The organism is Escherichia sp. WS1450 (genome assembly GCF_046487395.1).
GTDB lineage: Bacteria > Pseudomonadota > Gammaproteobacteria > Enterobacterales > Enterobacteriaceae > Escherichia > Escherichia coli.
In genome coordinates, this window is record NZ_JBJQJO010000005.1 from 229,109 (window position 1) to 246,909 (window position 17,801).

23 protein-coding genes and 2 pseudogenes are annotated in these 17,801 nt (G+C 49.1%); 6 read left to right on the forward strand and 19 right to left on the reverse strand.

Annotated features, from left to right (window positions below; genetic code table 11):
• Positions 1-1,557, forward strand: coding sequence for a membrane-bound lytic murein transglycosylase MltF (mltF, locus tag ACJHYR_RS08345; protein ID WP_410233108.1), 1,557 nt, complete (start codon positions 1-3; stop codon positions 1,555-1,557).
• Here mltF and tadA read toward each other — a convergent pair.
• Complete coding sequence (tadA, locus tag ACJHYR_RS08350; RefSeq protein ID WP_001446663.1) at positions 1,554-2,057, reverse strand: tRNA adenosine(34) deaminase TadA; 504 nt, start codon at positions 2,055-2,057, stop codon at positions 1,554-1,556. The two genes, mltF and tadA, sit on opposite strands and share 4 nt — an antisense overlap.
• Positions 2,058-2,114: 57 nt before the next feature.
• The gene (gene yfhb / locus ACJHYR_RS08355; protein ID WP_000190648.1) at positions 2,115-2,750 is read right to left on the reverse strand and encodes a phosphatidylglycerophosphatase C; all 636 of its coding nucleotides are present in this window, start codon (positions 2,748-2,750) and stop codon (positions 2,115-2,117) included.
• 208 nt (positions 2,751-2,958) lie between these two features.
• Here yfhb and ACJHYR_RS08360 point away from each other — a divergent pair, with 208 nt between their 5' ends.
• The 3 genes from ACJHYR_RS08360 (at position 2,959) to ACJHYR_RS08370 (ending at position 5,531) form a co-directional block, all read left to right on the forward strand.
• Positions 2,959-3,807: a MurR/RpiR family transcriptional regulator gene (locus ACJHYR_RS08360; protein WP_001296301.1), complete on the forward strand. Its 849-nt coding sequence runs from the start codon at positions 2,959-2,961 to the stop codon at positions 3,805-3,807.
• Between the two features lie 310 nt (positions 3,808-4,117).
• Complete coding sequence (locus tag ACJHYR_RS08365; protein WP_001253100.1) at positions 4,118-4,384, forward strand: hypothetical protein; 267 nt, start codon at positions 4,118-4,120, stop codon at positions 4,382-4,384.
• A 301-nt stretch (positions 4,385-4,685) separates the two neighbouring features.
• Positions 4,686-5,531, forward strand: a complete 846-nt coding sequence (locus ACJHYR_RS08370; RefSeq protein WP_001039127.1) for a hypothetical protein — start codon at positions 4,686-4,688, stop codon at positions 5,529-5,531.
• Between the two features lie 52 nt (positions 5,532-5,583).
• On the opposite strand, the pseudogene ACJHYR_RS08375 reads toward ACJHYR_RS08370, so the two are convergent.
• A pseudogene (locus ACJHYR_RS08375) lies at positions 5,584-5,850 on the reverse strand (recombinase family protein); the annotation flags it as partial.
• 62 nt (positions 5,851-5,912) lie between these two features.
• Between ACJHYR_RS08375 and ACJHYR_RS08380 the strand changes: the two are divergent.
• Positions 5,913-6,167 (forward strand): annotated as a pseudogene (locus ACJHYR_RS08380) (phage tail protein); the annotation flags it as partial.
• 224 nt (positions 6,168-6,391) lie between these two features.
• Positions 6,392-6,985, forward strand: coding sequence for a tail fiber assembly protein (locus ACJHYR_RS08385; RefSeq protein ID WP_059328277.1), 594 nt, complete (start codon positions 6,392-6,394; stop codon positions 6,983-6,985).
• On the opposite strand, the gene ACJHYR_RS08390 is transcribed toward ACJHYR_RS08385, so the two are convergent.
• The 16 genes from ACJHYR_RS08390 to ACJHYR_RS08465 all read right to left on the reverse strand — a co-directional run bounded on the left by ACJHYR_RS08390 (position 6,957) and on the right by ACJHYR_RS08465 (position 17,800).
• Positions 6,957-7,397, reverse strand: coding sequence for a tail fiber assembly protein (locus ACJHYR_RS08390; protein WP_001297869.1), 441 nt, complete (start codon positions 7,395-7,397; stop codon positions 6,957-6,959). The genes ACJHYR_RS08385 and ACJHYR_RS08390 overlap by 29 nt on opposite strands.
• Positions 7,398-7,399: 2 nt before the next feature.
• The gene (locus ACJHYR_RS08395; protein ID WP_072837396.1) at positions 7,400-8,095 is read right to left on the reverse strand and encodes a hypothetical protein; all 696 of its coding nucleotides are present in this window, start codon (positions 8,093-8,095) and stop codon (positions 7,400-7,402) included.
• A complete protein-coding gene (locus ACJHYR_RS08400) occupies positions 8,095-8,775 on the reverse strand; it encodes a DUF2612 domain-containing protein (RefSeq protein WP_072837395.1) in 681 nt (226 codons plus the stop codon). Before ACJHYR_RS08400 ends, ACJHYR_RS08395 begins: the two co-directional genes overlap by 1 nt.
• The gene (locus ACJHYR_RS08405) at positions 8,772-9,971 is read right to left on the reverse strand and encodes a baseplate J/gp47 family protein (RefSeq protein ID WP_059328275.1); all 1,200 of its coding nucleotides are present in this window, start codon (positions 9,969-9,971) and stop codon (positions 8,772-8,774) included. The genes ACJHYR_RS08400 and ACJHYR_RS08405 overlap by 4 nt, the downstream gene beginning before the upstream one ends.
• The gene (locus tag ACJHYR_RS08410) at positions 9,971-10,324 is read right to left on the reverse strand and encodes a hypothetical protein (RefSeq protein ID WP_001270636.1); all 354 of its coding nucleotides are present in this window, start codon (positions 10,322-10,324) and stop codon (positions 9,971-9,973) included. Before ACJHYR_RS08410 ends, ACJHYR_RS08405 begins: the two co-directional genes overlap by 1 nt.
• The gene (locus ACJHYR_RS08415; RefSeq protein WP_004010979.1) at positions 10,324-11,076 is read right to left on the reverse strand and encodes a Gp138 family membrane-puncturing spike protein; all 753 of its coding nucleotides are present in this window, start codon (positions 11,074-11,076) and stop codon (positions 10,324-10,326) included. Before ACJHYR_RS08415 ends, ACJHYR_RS08410 begins: the two co-directional genes overlap by 1 nt.
• A 64-nt stretch (positions 11,077-11,140) precedes the next feature.
• Positions 11,141-11,569, reverse strand: a complete 429-nt coding sequence (locus tag ACJHYR_RS08420) for a hypothetical protein (RefSeq protein WP_059328274.1) — start codon at positions 11,567-11,569, stop codon at positions 11,141-11,143.
• A complete protein-coding gene (locus ACJHYR_RS08425) occupies positions 11,569-12,300 on the reverse strand; it encodes a hypothetical protein (RefSeq protein WP_033883790.1) in 732 nt (243 codons plus the stop codon). The genes ACJHYR_RS08420 and ACJHYR_RS08425 overlap by 1 nt, the downstream gene beginning before the upstream one ends.
• A 149-nt stretch (positions 12,301-12,449) precedes the next feature.
• Complete coding sequence (locus ACJHYR_RS08430; RefSeq protein ID WP_033883792.1) at positions 12,450-12,782, reverse strand: hypothetical protein; 333 nt, start codon at positions 12,780-12,782, stop codon at positions 12,450-12,452.
• On the reverse strand, positions 12,782-13,846 hold the full coding sequence (locus ACJHYR_RS08435; RefSeq protein WP_059328273.1) for a hypothetical protein: 1,065 nt from the start codon (positions 13,844-13,846) through the stop codon (positions 12,782-12,784). Before ACJHYR_RS08435 ends, ACJHYR_RS08430 begins: the two co-directional genes overlap by 1 nt.
• Before the next feature lie 2 nt (positions 13,847-13,848).
• Positions 13,849-14,151 carry a phage baseplate plug protein gene (locus ACJHYR_RS08440; protein ID WP_000155119.1) on the reverse strand — a complete coding sequence of 101 codons (303 nt, stop codon included), beginning with the start codon at positions 14,149-14,151 and terminating at the stop codon, positions 13,849-13,851.
• Positions 14,151-14,738 (reverse strand): phage baseplate protein, encoded by a 588-nt coding sequence (locus tag ACJHYR_RS08445; protein ID WP_001298404.1) that lies wholly within the window; start codon positions 14,736-14,738, stop codon positions 14,151-14,153. Before ACJHYR_RS08445 ends, ACJHYR_RS08440 begins: the two co-directional genes overlap by 1 nt.
• Positions 14,738-16,726: a hypothetical protein gene (locus ACJHYR_RS08450; RefSeq protein ID WP_059328272.1), complete on the reverse strand. Its 1,989-nt coding sequence runs from the start codon at positions 16,724-16,726 to the stop codon at positions 14,738-14,740. The genes ACJHYR_RS08445 and ACJHYR_RS08450 overlap by 1 nt, the downstream gene beginning before the upstream one ends.
• The gene (locus ACJHYR_RS08455; protein ID WP_089646320.1) at positions 16,707-16,880 is read right to left on the reverse strand and encodes a DUF6889 family protein; all 174 of its coding nucleotides are present in this window, start codon (positions 16,878-16,880) and stop codon (positions 16,707-16,709) included. Before ACJHYR_RS08455 ends, ACJHYR_RS08450 begins: the two co-directional genes overlap by 20 nt.
• Positions 16,881-16,903: 23 nt before the next feature.
• Positions 16,904-17,356 (reverse strand): phage tail assembly chaperone, encoded by a 453-nt coding sequence (locus tag ACJHYR_RS08460; protein ID WP_004010976.1) that lies wholly within the window; start codon positions 17,354-17,356, stop codon positions 16,904-16,906.
• Positions 17,357-17,359: 3 nt separating this feature from the next.
• Positions 17,360-17,800 carry a DUF3277 family protein gene (locus ACJHYR_RS08465; protein ID WP_000109249.1) on the reverse strand — a complete coding sequence of 147 codons (441 nt, stop codon included), beginning with the start codon at positions 17,798-17,800 and terminating at the stop codon, positions 17,360-17,362.
• Between the last annotated feature and the right edge of the window lies 1 nt (position 17,801).

The following is a 17,801-nucleotide window of genomic DNA, read 5'->3' on the forward strand; positions in this document are numbered from 1 at the left end:
TTGAAAAAATTAAAGATTAATTATCTGTTCATCGGCATTCTGGCACTGCTACTCGCGGTCGCTCTCTGGCCATCCATTCCCTGGTTTGGTAAAGCCGACAACCGTATCGCCGCCATTCAAGCGCGGGGAGAGTTGCGTGTGAGCACCATTCATACTCCCCTGACTTATAACGAAATCAACGGGAAACCTTTTGGCCTGGATTACGAACTGGCGAAACAGTTTGCCGATTACCTCGGCGTAAAACTGAAAGTGACCGTGCGGCAGAATATCAGCCAGCTGTTTGACGACCTCGATAATGGTAACGCCGACCTGCTGGCGGCAGGACTGGTCTATAACAGCGAAAGGGTTAAAAATTATCAGCCAGGCCCGACCTACTACTCCGTTTCACAACAACTGGTTTATAAAGTGGGTCAGTATCGCCCACGTACGCTGGGCAACCTGACGGCGGAGCAACTCACCGTTGCACCGGGTCATGTGGTGGTTAACGATCTCCAGACCCTGAAAGAAACAAAATTCCCGGAATTAAGCTGGAAGGTTGACGACAAAAAAGGCTCTGCGGAATTAATGGAAGATGTCATCGAAGGAAAACTCGATTACACCATTGCTGATTCTGTTGCCATTAGCCTGTTTCAGCGCGTTCATCCGGAACTCGCCGTAGCGCTCGACATTACCGATGAACAACCGGTGACCTGGTTTAGCCCGTTAGATGGCGATAATACCCTTTCCGCCGCTCTGCTCGATTTCTTCAACGAAATGAATGAAGACGGTACGCTGGCACGCATTGAAGAGAAATACCTGGGGCATGGCGATGATTTTGATTACGTCGATACGCGCACATTTTTACGCGCCGTCGATGCGGTACTGCCGCAGTTAAAGCCCCTGTTTGAGAAATACGCCGAAGAAATTGACTGGCGTTTGCTGGCCGCTATTGCTTATCAGGAATCGCACTGGGATGCGCAGGCCACTTCACCGACGGGGGTGCGCGGCATGATGATGTTAACCAAAAATACCGCGCAAAGCCTCGGCATTACGGATCGTACCGATGCCGAACAGAGCATCAGCGGCGGCGTGCGTTATTTGCAGGATATGATGAGTAAAGTGCCGGAAAGTATGCCTGAGAACGAACGGATCTGGTTTGCCCTCGCCGCGTACAATATGGGCTATGCGCATATGCTGGATGCCCGCGCCCTGACGGCAAAAACTAAAGGTAATCCTGACAGTTGGGCTGACGTAAAGCAGCGTCTGCCTTTACTTAGCCAGAAACCCTATTACAGCAAGCTGACTTACGGCTACGCGCGTGGGCATGAAGCCTACGCTTATGTCGAAAATATTCGTAAGTATCAGATTAGCCTGGTGGGTTATCTGCAAGAGAAAGAGAAGCAGGCTACAGAAGCGGCGATGCAACTGGCGCAGGATTATCCGGCGGTATCGCCTACGGAGTTGGGCAAAGAGAAATTTCCTTTTCTCTCGTTTCTTTCCCAGTCGTCATCAAACTATTTGACCCACTCTCCCTCTCTGCTGTTTTCCAGGAAAGGGAGTGAAGAGAAACAAAATTAATCCGTCGAGGATCGCGCTTTTTTCTGCGCTTTAATTTCCTGGCGGCGCATGCGAAAGAAGTCACTGAGCAACGCCGCGCACTCATCCGCCAGTATTCCTTCCGTAATTTCCACTCGGTGATTCATACCCGGATGATGCAGCACATCCATTAAAGATCCCGCAGCGCCAGTTTTCGCGTCACGCGCACCAAAGACCACGCGACCAATGCGACTGTGGATCATTGCTCCGGCACACATTACACAGGGTTCAAGCGTGACATACAACGTGGCGTCGATCAGACGATAATTTTGCATCACCAGACCGCCCTGCCGCAGAGCCATGATTTCTGCATGTGCGGTGGGATCATGTCGACCAATCGGACGGTTCCAACCTTCGCCGATTACCCGATTGTTATGCACTAATACCGCGCCGACCGGCACTTCCCGCTCATCCCAGGCACGCTTCGCCAGCGTCATTGCATGACGCATCCAGTATTCGTGGCTAAATTCGACTTCAGACAAAAAGAAAACTCCGGTTATAAAAGCGCGGCGCATTATACACGGACGCTATGCTTTACTCTATTCCAGTTGCTGGAGTTCACCGCGCGGGGTTACCCGCCAACGATGCTGGCAGAAATAAAGCAGCGGGTTGTCCTGATTACTGTCGCTATAGCCACTGTACAGCCGCAGCGGCGTGCCGATTTTGCGCTCCAGTTGCGCGACCTTTTCATGTCCCAGACAACGCATCGTCAACACCCAACCACCATAGCCACGCTGAATTTGGCTGGCGATAAGATTAACCCGCGGCAGCCAGGGCGTATCGAAATAAACCGCTTCAACCAGCGGCTGCGGAGAGCCGGTAATCAACCAGATATCAGCATCGGAACTTAACAGGTAGGTGGTTAATCGCTCCTGAACCAGCGGAAAGGCGGTAACATTGTCACGAAACCAGCGTACGAAATCGGCCTGCAACGTCTGTAAACGTGCTTCATTGTGACCAAAAGTGCACCCCCACAGAAGCAGACTCATCGGCCAGCGTGCCGCACGACCTTTTATCAATAACGCAATGGCAATGATCGGCAACAGCGGCAGGACAAGTAACGCATTCAGCGGTTGGCGACGCAGTAAATAACGCAAAAAACTGCCGAACATATCCTGCTGATGCAATGTTCCATCTAAGTCAAAAAACACCACACGACGCTCGTGAGTTGCCAAACCATACTCCTCTGGACTGAAACATCCTGATTAATTTTCGCTACTACATAGCCTAACAGATAGATCATCACTTTTCCGGCAACAATCGACCACATCATGGCTAACTGGAATTTTTAATTCATGGCAATTAGCGGCAATGGAATATAAAATTCACGCGCGTGTGTCTCATATTGCCTGTTGTCGCCACTATTTCATCGCGAGGAAAGATATGAACGGCTTACTTCGTATCCGTCAGCGTTACCAGGGGCTTGCCCAGAGTGATAAAAAACTGGCGGATTATCTGCTGCTACAACCTGATACGGCGCGCCATTTAAGCTCTCAGCAACTGGCCAACGAAGCCGGAGTCAGTCAGTCCAGCGTCGTGAAGTTTGCGCAAAAACTCGGCTATAAAGGTTTTCCGGCACTTAAGTTGGCGTTGAGTGAAGCGCTGGCAAGCCAGCCGGAATCTCCCTCCGTGCCCATTCATAACCAAATCCGCGGTGATGATCCGTTACGGCTGGTCGGCGAAAAACTGATTAAAGAAAATACTGCCGCCATGTACGCAACGCTAAACGTTAATAGTGAAGAGAAGCTGCATGAGTGCGTGGCAATGTTGCGCTCTGCACGGCGGATAATTCTGACCGGTATTGGCGCTTCGGGTCTGGTGGCGCAAAACTTTGCCTGGAAGCTGATGAAGATTGGCTTCAATGCTGCCGCAGTGCGCGATATGCATGCGCTACTCGCTACAGTACAGGCGTCTTCCCCTGACGATCTGTTATTAGCCATTTCCTACACCGGTGTACGACGCGAGTTAAACCTGGCGGCAGATGAGATGCTGCGAGTGGGCGGAAAAGTGCTGGCGATTACCGGCTTTACTCCCAATGCCCTGCAACAGCGTGCTTCTCATTGCCTATATACCATTGCCGAAGAACAAGCGACAAACAGTGCTTCAATCTCTGCTTGCCACGCGCAGGGAATGTTAACGGATTTGCTGTTCATTGCGCTGATTCAGCAGGATCTGGAACTGGCACCAGAACGTATTCGTCATAGTGAAGCGCTGGTGAAAAAACTGGTCTGAGTAAAGAATGCGCGTATAATGCCCGCCCGGTTTGTGTTGTTTTGAGAGTTTCCTTATGGCGCTGTTAATCACTAAAAAATGCATCAATTGTGATATGTGTGAAATTAAATAAAAATACATTTATTTTCATGGTGATGCAGTAATGTGTTATTGAATGTGTTATTGAATTTATGGTGCAAAAAAATTTTGCATACGTTCAGCAACACAAAGAGCTCCCCTTTCTATAAAGGTTCATTTGAGACTCCCCCTTGACTCCCTCTTCGAAATTGAAGACCATTAACTGTACATAATTACAGTCCTGGATAATATTATGCGCAGAAAAGAATCAAACGTTAGCAGTTTGCCGGAACTCACCAATTTTGAGGTAAGCTATTCCCTAGTTACCAATGAAGTTTACTTGTCTGCATCCTTCACTGATAACATGGCCTGTATACCAAACTGGCCCTTACAAGAATTTCCGGATCAACTAATATGCATTTCTCGAGCAAAAGCTATTGCCCTAATCGAAGAGCTCCAGAAGACCATCGACTATATGGACGCAGGAATCGATCGACAATCAGGTAGCCTGCTCCAGTAGCTGGCGAGTTTTATACTCGTTCCCTGCAACAATGGGCTTTTGGTAAGGCACTCACAAATAAGGAATTCGTTAAGGCTTTTGTTCTGGAGACTCTGAAAGATACAAGGAATCAGTTGATGGCTGGTTTGATCATACTAATTAATATATTGTCAGACTCACAATATATTAATTAGTGGTAGAACATAAAACCGAGTTCTTGACTTTCAATAGCTATTATATGCGATCAACAACCTTAACCACCTCCTTATATTTTATGAGATACTCAAACAATTTAAATTTATGAGCAAAGGAAAATAATAAAGTGAATAAAAATCCCTGGGATATTCCAGCATGGCACGCTCTGGGCCGAGAAGCATCTTTAGTTACACAGCTCATTGGTTCTGGGGCAACAGCCATAGGTAAAGCCAATTATGCAGACAAAATAGGTGAATATTACACAGCATTTTTTGGGCTTTCTGTAGGTTTTGAGAGACTTGCTAAACTAATACTTGTTGCACACTATGCCATTGAACACAAAGGGAAAATGCCTGATGAGAATATTGTAAGAAAATTTGGGCATAAGCTCATTGAATTAACCAACGAGGTTGATAGTATTTCTAAAAAAATGCAACTATCTCTGAGATATTCACGTCCTACACATAAAATTACCTACAAAATACTTGAATGTTTAGATTCCTTTGCTGATGCCCGACGGGGACGTTACGCAAATTTCTCCTCATTAAGCAGCCCCAATTTAACCAATAATGAACCTATTAATAAATGGTGGGGAGAAGTAGCCGAGAGTATCCTTGAAAAACATTATTATTATACAGTTGAACAAAGACGTGTTGAAGAAAATGCTAGGTTTATCAATGCCACTCTTTCACCGTATACAACGGTCATGTATATGAATGAAAGTACCAACATTATGCAAGACCTTATATCAGCCTCCATCCGTACTGGACAAAATACCATTGTTCAAAAGTGGGGAAGATTCTATTCTCTTAGCATCGCTCGTTGGCTTGCCACAGTATTAGCAGAACTGTCTGATATAGCTTCTCATAAATATGGAATAATTAGTTTTTATGGCCTTAGTGAACATTGTTGCAGTTATATAGTTGAAGATAGTTTTTTAAAAAACAGAAAAATATGGCCACTTCGCCAATAGTTAACTAGAAAATCTGCATAAGGGGGAGAAATCCCCCACCTGTAATAACATAACTACTAAAATTAACACCTTGTTCGCACAACTCCTCCACCAGCACGACAAGATGCCGCACACTGCGCCCCAGCCGATCCAGCTTCCAGACCACCAGCGTATCACCTGCCGATAATGTCCTGAGCAGTTTTTTCAGTCCCGGCCTTTCGGACTTTGTACCGCTTATCTTGTCTTCAAAAATCAGCTCGCATCCTGCACAGTTCAGCGCATTACGTTGTAGATCTGTGTTCTGGTCATTTGTTGACACACGTACATAGCCAATAAGCATGGTAGATATCCCTGACAAAAGCAGGAATGATGCCATTTGCTCTTTATTTCTGCATTTTCATAAACGTTGGTTTGGGAGAAGGTGCTCCAGCTATTGGCGTTCCGTTCTTCTGGCCCTCCGCGGCAATGCCAAATACTGTAATCGACAGCTGGTCCGGTATGGTGTTTTTGAAGTTCAACGGGGCGAAATTTTCTGCCACTGATTACCCTGTGCTGGCGAAAGTGTTTCCTTCGCTGGTATTACCTGAAGCCCGCGGTGATTTCATTCGTATCTGGGATGACGGGCGAGGTGTAGACGGTGGTCGCACGTTGTTAAGCGCACAGGACTTTGCTCAGCAGCGTATAACAGGGAATTTCATGGGGGGAGCTATGGGGAGCTCTGGCTCAATAAAAGCGGGTGCACTTGTTAATTCTTACACCAATTACGGTGCTACATCTCAGGATTTGCAGCATTTCTCTATTGATAGTGCCATTGAAACGAAAACTGCAAGTGAAACACGTCCTCGTAATATCGCGTTTAACTTTCTGGTGAGGGCTAAATAATGAAACCTGTTTTTGATGAAAATGGGCTGGCTACAGTGCCGGGCGATATGCGTTGTTTTTATTATGATGCTGAAACATCTGAGTATACGGGCTGGTCTGATGAATATATTAATACTGGCGTAAGTATGCCCGCCTGTTCCACTGGTATTGACCCTGGCGAAAACATTCCGGGAAGAGTGGCAGTATTTACAGGTAAGGGATGGAGCCATGAAGAAGACCATCGCAATGAGACCGTTTACTCAACTGAAAATGGCGCAGCTGTTACAGTGGATTATATCGGTGCCATCAAAGACGGTTATGTCACGCTTTCACCGTTAACGCCATACGATAAATGGGATGGTGAGAAATGGGTGACAGACACTGAGGCACAACACAGTGCCGCAGTAGACGCGGCAGAAGCACAGCGCCAGTTACTAATTGATGCTGCAATGGCTTCCATCAGCCTGATTCAGCTGAAATTACAGGCCGGGCGGAAGCTGACGCAGGCAGAAACCACCCGGCTTAACGCCGTGCTTGATTACATTGACGCGGTGACGGCAACAGATACGAACACCGCGCCGGATGTCATCTGGCCTGAACTGCCGGAGGCGTAGGCCATTCAATATCTGGCGCACCGGAAGTATCGACCAGTTCCAGTGCGTCCAGATAATCCAGCCACAAATTATATTGCACCAGTTCCTCACCTTTCAGGCGACCAATCGCCGCTTTACCAGGCCATTGCTTACTGTTTATGTATTCGTTGACCTGATTAATCAATTGCTGCTTTTCCAGTTCGGCTGCGGCAATTTGTTCCTCATGAGTTGGCGGTGGAATATCAATCCATGCAGGCATTCCGTCGATGACACCTCTGTATTTTCCTTCTGGTGCTTCCTTCATAAATTCGGCGGCAACAGTGTCGTCAATTTCGATTCCATCACCGGGCCATTCGCCGGATTCCTGATAAGCGATTTTAAGCTCCACAGGGAAAAACGCATTTTTATCGGCACTGAAAATATATTTCTGCATTTCTACCGTCCTATCGAAATATAACTGAATCTGTATTGCTGTGAGATATCACTGGTTGCCACACGCCACGCTGAATTACTGATATGTTCAAAATTTACAGACAAAACCTGCGGGGCAGGATTCGACGGGTCTGACTGAACGGCATCAGACATAACACTGACTGAAATCATCGGCTGATTAGGGAATGGTATAGGGAAGTGTCCACTGATAAAGCGGGTCGTGTTTCCTGAAAAAGTGCCAAACTGAACAATATATCCACCTGGTAGCCTGAACCATCCCGAACCAGAAGCGAATGCTCCCATATCCGGTATCTGATTATCTCCTGTGCCCACATCCCTTTTCGCCGCTTCTCCTAAACCAAGGTTTTCGAGAGCTGTTTTCACCGTGCCATCCGATTTGATATCGCCAAACGGATTCTTGCGGCTCAGGTATTCAACAGCAAACCCCGATCCCAGCAATTCAACAAAACCGGGCAGATCACCATTATCAAGCACATCCCGTTGCGTTTTATCACTTACAAACTGGGCCAGAGCTGCAGCAATAAAGCTGGCCTGCCGAATAACCTTATTGACTTGCGCACTGGAGGCTTTCCCTGCTGTAAATCCAGATAAAAGCGCGGGCAACGCTTCCCATTCCTCCTGCGATATAACATTGGCATTTCGATCCGTTGCAAACGCTTTAAAGTCATTTTTCGCCATCAGAGTAATACTCCCCATGCTCCTACATCAAAACCACTGATGAATTCGTTATCCATATCAAAACCAAAAAATTTTGAGCCTTCCGATGGGGTTTCCACCGAAGGTGTTTCAATGCCACCCGCCCATACCCCGGCGGCTTTTACTGTGAGATACCCCTGTTTAATTGCCGCAATTAACTCACGCGATACATCTGAAATATCAGTATCAGGAAAGACCCAGACCGATATCGTCATGTCCTGGTTATCGACTATCTGCATTCGCAGCCCGGATCCTGCTGTTGCCGCGTCAAGAATTGCCGGAAGCGAATCATTCCGTCCGTCCCAGTTATTAATCGCAATCTTCGCTTTAAGAATGACACGATAAGTTTCATCGCTGAGATACATGTATCCTGAATCAGGATCGTATGGTCCCTGCCATACCCCCTGATCATATCCAAGCCCGTCGGTATCCCAGCTGAAATAGACACCTGAGATAGGCTGGCTGACAACACGGCTACGTCCGATCCACAATCCAAGGATGTCAAGTTGCACACCAACCGCAGAGTGAATATCAAATGCACTAATCAGCCCTCTGGTGGCAGCCGCAACATCAATAAGTGGCCGGGTCATCAGATCAACATGCGCAAGAAATTTAGGTTTGGTGGCGTGGTAGTTCGTGATTAGTTCGGTGTATTTGCTCATGACTCCACCGTTATAACGATATTTTCCGGGGTACAGGACGCAGATTCGTTGTATCTGATATCAATGTTTGATGACGACAAAGCCCCCGGGGATTTCCCAATCGTCAGTTCCTGAATATCGTAATAGCGTGCATTCCCGCCACTCACCACGCCAAGATTCGCCGGTGAGTAAATGCGACTTAAAAGGACCGAATCACCAATCGTCAGACTATTGATATAGCCGGAAATAGCCTGCTGGATCTGCTGCCCTATCTGTGAGGTATAACCCGTAAAAACTTTTAATTTAATCCGGGCATAAACAGGCACATCACTGGAACGCGAGAATTTGATTACATGGGGATTGCCGTATTTATCCGGAACCGTAACGGATGTTGTACCGTGAGTGGCTGTCCCCTGGCCTTTATTCCCTCTGATAGCCTGAGCAATATCCGTCACATCACCGCCATCCACAATTACAGCAACAGAGTGTGGCGGTAACCCGTTGCCGTCCTCCGAACCAGTATCGTTTTCATAGAGTTTGTGGCGGGTTACACCGGTAACATTAGAAACAGCACCATCCAGTGCTTCAAATGGGGTTATTGATGGCAACGCAACACTTTGCGACTGGCGGATACGTAACTCAGCGTCAGTTTCTGCCGGAGTGCCCACAGTAGCCGCAGCAGGATTGGTTACCGAAACCCAGCCACGGGTTGGCGTATTAATTTCAGTGATAGTTCCAGCCTGCGCCGCCACTGCACCACTGACGGAACATGTTGCGGTCACCATCACTGTACCATCCACGCCTACCACCACTGAAGCAGGCAAACGCCATATCACATTATTACTGTCTTTCACGCTGCCATTAATGATGGTTGTTCCGGCAGTTCCTGTAAGAAGCAAATCAACCGTAGAGTTCGTCGCGCCTTTACGTGAAATACCATTTATTTTCACGTTACTGGTCAGTGCAGCCCCATAGCCGGTTGCCGGTGAAAAACAGTTGTAGACAGTTATCGCCGTATTATTGGCATCATGAATCGCCAGCGCCATCAGAGCCACCATCTGGCCGTCTTTGCTGTCCGGTTCGAGGTAGGCATCACTGCCATAAATCTGCTGAAAATAGCTAATCAGGGTGCTGAGTATCGTCTGATAATCAGGCGCACTGATCCCCTCCGCGGTTACCTTTGCAGATAAACCGAGAGAATCAAGGTTCAGAGCCATTACGCCTCCGATGTAACAGTCGTTATTCCATAAAGAGTGTCGATTTCAGCGGAAAACATGACACGTCGGGTCGTGGTATCCACCGTCGTATTGAAAGAGAGGATTGATTTAACGCCCTGCGTTTCCAGAATGCGCTTACGGATCGCCAGGTTGTAGGTTTCCGGCTTCTGCCTGCCCAGCACGGACTGGATCCATGGAGTCCCTTCGGTGGTGTCGAGAAACCATTGCCCATACCACAATTCGAATCGCGTTTTTACCGCCTGCGCCACGGCCTCCGGTGAGTTAATCAGCCAGGTGTCATCACCGCTGCCAAAGGTGTAATCACCATCGGCGTCTTCACGTCTGTATCGCATCAGTTTACCCCATCGGTATTGCTTCCACCGCGCTGAACACCGCCATGAGTGTGCGTATCATCGATTGGCTTGCCGTTAGCCTTAACGCTCCCCAAGAACTCAACAGCACCAGTGATTTTTGAAGCCACACCAGAAACAACAGACCCCACCATGCCCCCCATCCAGGTTAACAGGCCATGAATGGTTACTTTCTCAGAAAAATCAGCCAGGGGGGCAACCACATCAAGCCCCCCCGGAGCGACAATTTTAATTTTCCTGGTATCAGGATTAAGCTCAAAATAGGTGCTGCCGTCGTCACTACGCAACTGTGTGGCACTGGTATTAATACCGCTAATCTTCCTAGCCTGCGACTGGGGACCGACAATACAAAACGCATCCGATAAATCATGCATTCTGTCATCAACCGTCTCCTGTATCCCGCCGCTCTGCCACCAGAAATCAATACAACGATCGGCAAAAACGACAAGACACTCATCCCCAGCTTTTACCGGAAAAGTCAACGTACAGCCTCCGCCGCGCGGGAATACCACTGGCACATCCACCAGCAATGGGTAATTTTTGGTAATGCGGTTACCGTCGTTATCCTTTTCAACTGACCGGATAGCTGGCTGCACAACCGCCGTCACCGCGTCAGGATCGAATGACTGAATAATGCCAGGCAAGGCGACACGGATCTGGTTCTTTGTTGTTTCCCGTTCAGATTTAAATGTTTCGGCAAGATCGCCGCTGCGAGTCTGGTCAGATACTGCCATTTGGTAGGCTCCAGAAAGCAAAAAACCCGCCGGGTGGCGGGTTTGATTTATGAGGAATTGCAGCTTATGCGGTTAACGAATCGTCGCCAACCTTCAAAAGTTGATTAACGATTGTATCGACTTCTTCTGCATCCTGAATCGCGCTTATCGCTGTAATTCGATTAACCTTTCGCTCAAGTTTGTAATCTGAGTTAATTCGTTGTGCATGCGTCATTTTCAGCTTTACGCCGATTTTTTTTACTGTGTTAACATCGACATTGTTCACTGCAGCTGCTTCACCGCTACAAAACACGGTATAGACTCGCATGTGAACACCACCTTTTAATTTTTCACCGTCTTCAGTAAAACTTGGGACCAAATTATTGGTGATTCGTAACGCCGAATGATACATGCCGTAATATGCTCGGCTAATTGCGTTTCTTGTCCACATTTCACCGTTTAAAGTAAGGGAATGTTTTGCAAGCTCAAGGAAACAGGTATGTTCAACCGCCATTAAAAATCCCCCGCTTCAAAGCATCCGACGCATTCAGAATCGGCAAGACCAGCATTGATAATCTCGTCAGCTAGGTCGTTATTCATCTGCGAGAGGAGCGCTGGATCGTCTGTTTTGACTTCCACAAATAGCGTATCAAGCTCTGACAAAACGTAAAAAGCATGAGCACCCGCGAGACGCACACGATACTTGTCTGCGACATTCATCATTAACTGCCCAATGGTTTTGAGATCCTGAGCATGCTCTTGATGGGTATGCAGATAATCAAGTGTGTGACACCACTTTGCCATTTCTTCAGGACGCGGCACTTCCATAGCTGTCAGCATCGGCATCACCTTTTCAAGCAAATCGATATCAGCCCAGTATGCAGAAATTGTTGCAACTTCAGCCAGTATTGTTGGGTTAAGTGAGTTGGCCGAATTCTGAATCATTGCGTACTGGCGAGCGTGCAAACCTAAGTTACGCAGCGCTATCGTATAGTTACAGAAAGAAACTGAATCGTTAGGAGCGAGTCTCAACCCTTGTTCACAGAGAGAGCACCCCTCTTCGATTTCACCAAGAACAAGCTTAGCTAAGCCTTCAATCGATAACCCCTGATAACGTTCCGGGATTTTCTTAGCTTCACGAATGATTTGATGTACTTCAAATTCACTCAGAAGATTTTCACCCTTAGTTAATGAAGGGGTCAGAAGATCTAACAGTTCTCCTGATTTTGGCTGCGCTAAGCTCATGTTTTAGTTATTCCTGGCTTTTATGGGGGTGCATATCGATGGCAATTCACCATCAAAAAGTTAGAGCAGTGTAATCGCTAGCCTCAAAAAACGACAGTTTTTAGAGCACGTTTTGTTGTTTTTCAGATGAGACAGCGTTCAGATTCTATTCACCCAGCGACTTTCTTACACGGGAAAGATCCGATAATTCTCGGCGCGTCCATGCTGTTCTGCAGCAGCTGGACGTTCAGGAAAGCTTTTCCGTTACGCTTCACAAACTCAAAGCCGTAATTGTTACCATCGCGAGAAGGCATCAGGCCCATGTCCATTTTCATGTTTGAGTCGTCACCATCTTTTCCCAGAAATTTGATTTTCTGAGATGTGACGGTTTCACCGTTAATAACAGTCATTCCGTCACCGGTCATTGTGTAATTGCCGCACTGAATTGCAGCCATCGCCGGAGCAGTAACCATCATTGCTAACGCCAAACAGAACCGTTTCATTAAAGTCCTCTTCCCCTCGCTGATGAGGAAACAAGATCCGCCGCGCCGCGCGCTTCGCACATCATGTCCATGTACCACGCCTGGCCCCTTGTGTCACCAGTGTACATAATCCCGCGCACAATATAAACGCCATCCGTTGCGATGCTGGCAGGCTGCGATGTGGTGCCGCTGAGCGTGATATTTCCGTCTGTGTTCTGGTCGGTGATCTGCCCACTGGCCATCGCGATATCGTTGTTCGACAACGCGGTACGATACACCGAAGCCTGATCCAGCTGAATGAGCCCGTTAACCCGGATGTTCGGATTAATAAGCGCGCGGACGTTTACGCCGTTGCCGATGGTCTGCTGCGGCATGCCAATAAGCCCGGTAGCGCTGTTGAGCACAATCGCTTCGTGAACATATTCATTATTCGCCACCATCTGGCGTTGACCATCCACGAATTGCCATGTTGCGCCACATTGCCCGGCTACGTTATCCATAAGATGCCGCGTCATGCCAAAGAGCACCCGCCCCCGGGGGAATACAGTCGCAGGCATTTCAGGCGTCAGGCCTTCGGTCGCGCCTTTGGCTTCAAAGTCTTTCATCAGCGCACGGTTTACATCAGCGACCGTGTAACCGGCAGCCAGCGTCTGTGAGGTTATACTGGTGGCAAAAGCCAGATCTGTATCGGCTGCCTGAATCAGGACGTAGGAATCAACCGGACTGTCTTTTCCTGTGACCGAGTAGCGAATTTCACCGCTGAAAATCAGTCCGTAGTTGCGACCATCACTCTGGCCCACGTCCGCCGCGTCAACTTCCCGCACTGTCCCGACGTCGCTTGCCGACACCTCCGGCGCTATACCGTCGTAACCCGCAATCAGACGCACTTTCGAAAACTCCTGCCCGGTAATTCGGTTCACAGTATCTGCCGAGAGGTTATAAATTTTGATAGTCCCTACCCGGGACGCGCTGCTGATGTTGAACCAGTCGATCGTAAAGGTGACTTTGAAATCACTTAGCTCAATTCCCTGACCGTTCCCGTCCACAAGCTGCAGCTCGAAATGTCTCATCCAGTTCTGTGACATGCTTACTCCGTTGATACCAGTAAATGGCTGCGACCGCCCAGGTCAGTTTTTGTGGGGTAATCCTGTGTGTTGTCATCACAGACCACCACCAGCTTAAAACCAAGCCCCATACAGGCGTACTGCGCCAGCAGGTCAGCACCAGTGACGAGAGGAATACCGGAGATTACAGGCTCCCCTCTGTCGTTCTGCAGGTCCATAATCCAGTACAGATCGCGCCATATGATGCTAATCCGCCAGGTGACACCCCCCAGGACGATGCTGAACTGCTGATTGTCCGCTGTCAGCGGAATTTCCTGAATTGTCATTAGCCGCCCCCCAGTAATGACGCCACGTTACCCGTGATGCTTTTCAGCAGTGAAGTATCTGGAGGCTTTGTGGTTTTGTTGCCGCTGTTCTGTACCGCCGACGTGCTGGCCCCTTCCTTCATGTTGGTTTTATCCGCGACGGTAATCTGCTGTGTCCGGGAGATAATGACCTCCCTCAGGGTGAGGACGGCGGACAGGACGTTTTCGGTTGTCTTGTCCGTCGTCACTTCCAGCGCCCGGATCAACATGTTGCTGTACAGCCGTTTACCGGTTACCACATCGAAGGGGATACGGCTTTCCTGCAGACCCAGTAGCTCCTGATACGTCTGCTGAGGACTCAGGCCGAGCAGGCTGGTAGCCGTCAGGTTACTGGCAAAATCCAGCAATGCGCCGCCACCGGCGAAACCAACCTCCATCACCACTTCTGACGGTTTTTTATAGGCATGATCAGCGACAGCGGCCCCGACCTCTACCGGATGCTCTGTTATTTCAAGCATATCTGTATGCTTCTCTGAAATAACAACACTGGGAACAATCATTCCTATTTTTCTGCTCTGCTGATGAAAAAGTGTAGAGAGAATATCCACTAACCCACCCTCACCTGATTACTTCGCATGACCTGAGCATTTGCAGACTGTTGCCGACGTGCAACCTCATTACCGACAGCGTGCGGATCTCCGCCACCGTAAATGTGGTAGGTATTTTGCTGGTTAACCTCTGTCACTTTGCCACTAATTCCCGCCACGGCAGCCTTATTAATCAGCTCTCGAGAATAGATATTTCTTCCATTCTCATGCTGGATAATGCTGCTCATCAATGCTGACATGGTTTGCGGATCGCTCATATTCAGGGCAGCCCGGGGATCCACTCCCAGTCGTTGCGATACAGCCCTGATATACGCAGTTGTGTTGTTATTATCAGACGCAGGCGCCCAAGTAGAGACAATTTTCTCCACGCTGTTTATTCCCCGTCCGGCGTACAACATTAACTGACGAGCAAGAGCCCGTAATCCATCAAAGGCAGTTTCGAATCTGGCAAATCGCCCGCCCGGGCGTTCAAGAGAAGCCCCCGCCTGACCAGCAAAATTAAGGTTTCCCGGATTGTTATTCCGTTCTCCTCGTTTCGTAGCCTGTGCATGTTGTTCCGGCTCATCATCACCAAACCAGCCGCGTACCGTCCGGCCCACACTGCGGGGATCGAATCCCCAGTGCTCTTTAATCCAGTCGGCAGTACTGTTAGCGCTGTCTGTAACCATCGGCATCGCTGACGGATTTTCGCTGCCCTGATTAAGTATCTGTTTGCCGATGCTGACGGCATCAGCCCAGCGGCCATCTTTGATAGCGTTGAGCAGGTCGGCGATCATGTTCAGCATTTTGCTGAATTCGCCCATCTGGTCGATGAAGTTGCTGAAATCCCACTTCAGGGACCATGATTTGGGGTCAATATTGAGTAGTTTCGCCAGCGCTTTCGCCAGGTCGTTAACGGTCGTTTTAAGGTCACGAACCATCTTCAGCGCGGCATCGACCTCCGGTTTCCACTTGCCCCAGTCAATCAGGCTGTCGCCGCCTTCCTTCCAGGTCTGATAGTCCTCCCACAGGAGGGCAATCCCCGCCGCCAGCGCGGTAATGAGGCCAACCGGCGACATCCAGAACGTACTGTTCAGAATGCGCAGCGCAATCGTCAGTGCGCCAAACAGCGAGATCAACTCCCGCGTTTGCTTATCCAGCGATTGCCACCAGGTGATAAGGCCTGATGTCCCCTCAATCAGTCTGAAGAACAGCCGCCCGATAATATCCCCGAGCGCCAGAATGCCTTTTATGGCTTTCGTCAGGGTCTGCTCGATACGAGGGAAGTTGTCCAGGATATGGCGGCGCAGGGTGTCCAGCGAACCTGCAAGCCCACCCGCAAGATTAGAGCCGATTTTGTCACGGGCCATGCCTGCCATCGCGCTAAACTCACGCAGGAAGGTCATAAATTTGTTGGAGCTTCTGGCCGCCTCGTCAGCATTGAAGCCGATAGCTTTCGCCATTGCGCTGTACTGCCCGGAGAAGCCACCCACACCCCGGCGCATCGCCATAAGGGTATTTTCGTCAATGCCCAGCATCTGCGCATACTGGTTAGCCCGGTAATACGGCATGCTGCTGAGTTTCTGTCCAACGCCCGTAAAGATAGCGGCCATGTCACGCATGTTACCGCTGGCATCACGGGTCTGTACGCCCAGGCGATTCAGAAATCCCTCCGCCCCGGGATTATTACGAATAAACCGGGAGAGGTTTTCCAGAGAAGATCGCGCAGCGTCCACGCTGCCGCCAACCTGCGAAACCGCATAGCCAATAGACTGAATTCCCTGGACTGTCGCGCCGGTGCGCTGTGACGCCCAGTAAAGATTATCCAGACCGGAGGCGATCTTAGCCGTGAAGGCCACCACGGACAGCGCAGCTCCTTCGACGGCCAGCCCCATTTTGATGACATTTGCAGTTGTACCGGCGAGGACAGAACCGAATTTTTTCGCTCCTGCATCATCCACACTGAAGCCAAGCGAGACGAGGAAATCTTTAATAGTCTCGGCGTTCATTATCCTCTCTCCATTTCTCAATGCGCCGCTGGTTATCCGCTTTTACCGCCAGATGGTCATTTAAGAGAGCAATGTCGTACAAATCGACAGAGCCATCTTTAAGTGCTGTATAAGGAATTAACCCGGCGTCAACCGGATTGAGAAGGTAGGACAGCCCGTCCGGCAGGCTGTTAAACGTCAGCCCTGTTGCAGGCTCTGCGTCGTGCTGGTAAGGGGTGTAGGCAAAAAATTTCCCAGCGAATCGGCGACCACCCGCGCCACCAGATGAAGCATGACCAGCAAGTCAATATCATCAAACATCAGTTCGCCATGGGTAAATACCGGCACCCATCCGTCCATATGACGCCGCGATACCACCGCAAGACAGGGATGAATAATCGCATCGGTGTCATCTTCGGTCAGGGAAGACAGTTCCTCAGCGATACGCGGGAGCATGGTTTCAAACACCGGTTTTAACTGCTCGAATTTCACGGTGTCGATTTTGCCGTCAGCAGGCAAACGGGAGCGAATGCTCCCGAAATCTGACATCATTCCCGCCAGTACCGGCAGAAGTTTACGGGTCACTTTCAGCTGGTCAAAAACGCTGAGTTTTGCCGCGCGATATTTCACGCCTTTAATTTCGAATTCCATGTATTAAAACTCCCCGAGAACCTGGTCAATCTTGCCGCAGTCAAACACCCACGGCATCGTATTACCGGTTTTAGCGTTGGCGTTATCCGGTTGTTTCTGGAACGCAACACTGCGTGCCGTGATGATGTCGCCGCTGACCTTGTTGCGGATCACGATAACGTTATTCCCCCATGTGGCAGAAGACTGGCTCTGTGCGTTATACGCCAGCGACAATTTTTTATTTGTCGGTGATGTCTTCAGAAGGTTAACGGTAATCGTCCCGCTTTTATCTGCATGGAGGCTGTGCATCACTTCGCCATCAGCACCGATGGTCATGGTGTTTTTAGGACCGCCCATCGCAACCACAATCCCCTCTTCAGAACTTGCCGAACCGTACCCGAGGTCAATCGAACCGGTCGGCCCGGTCAGCGTCGCAGTGACATCCATAAAAGAATAGGTAGACATT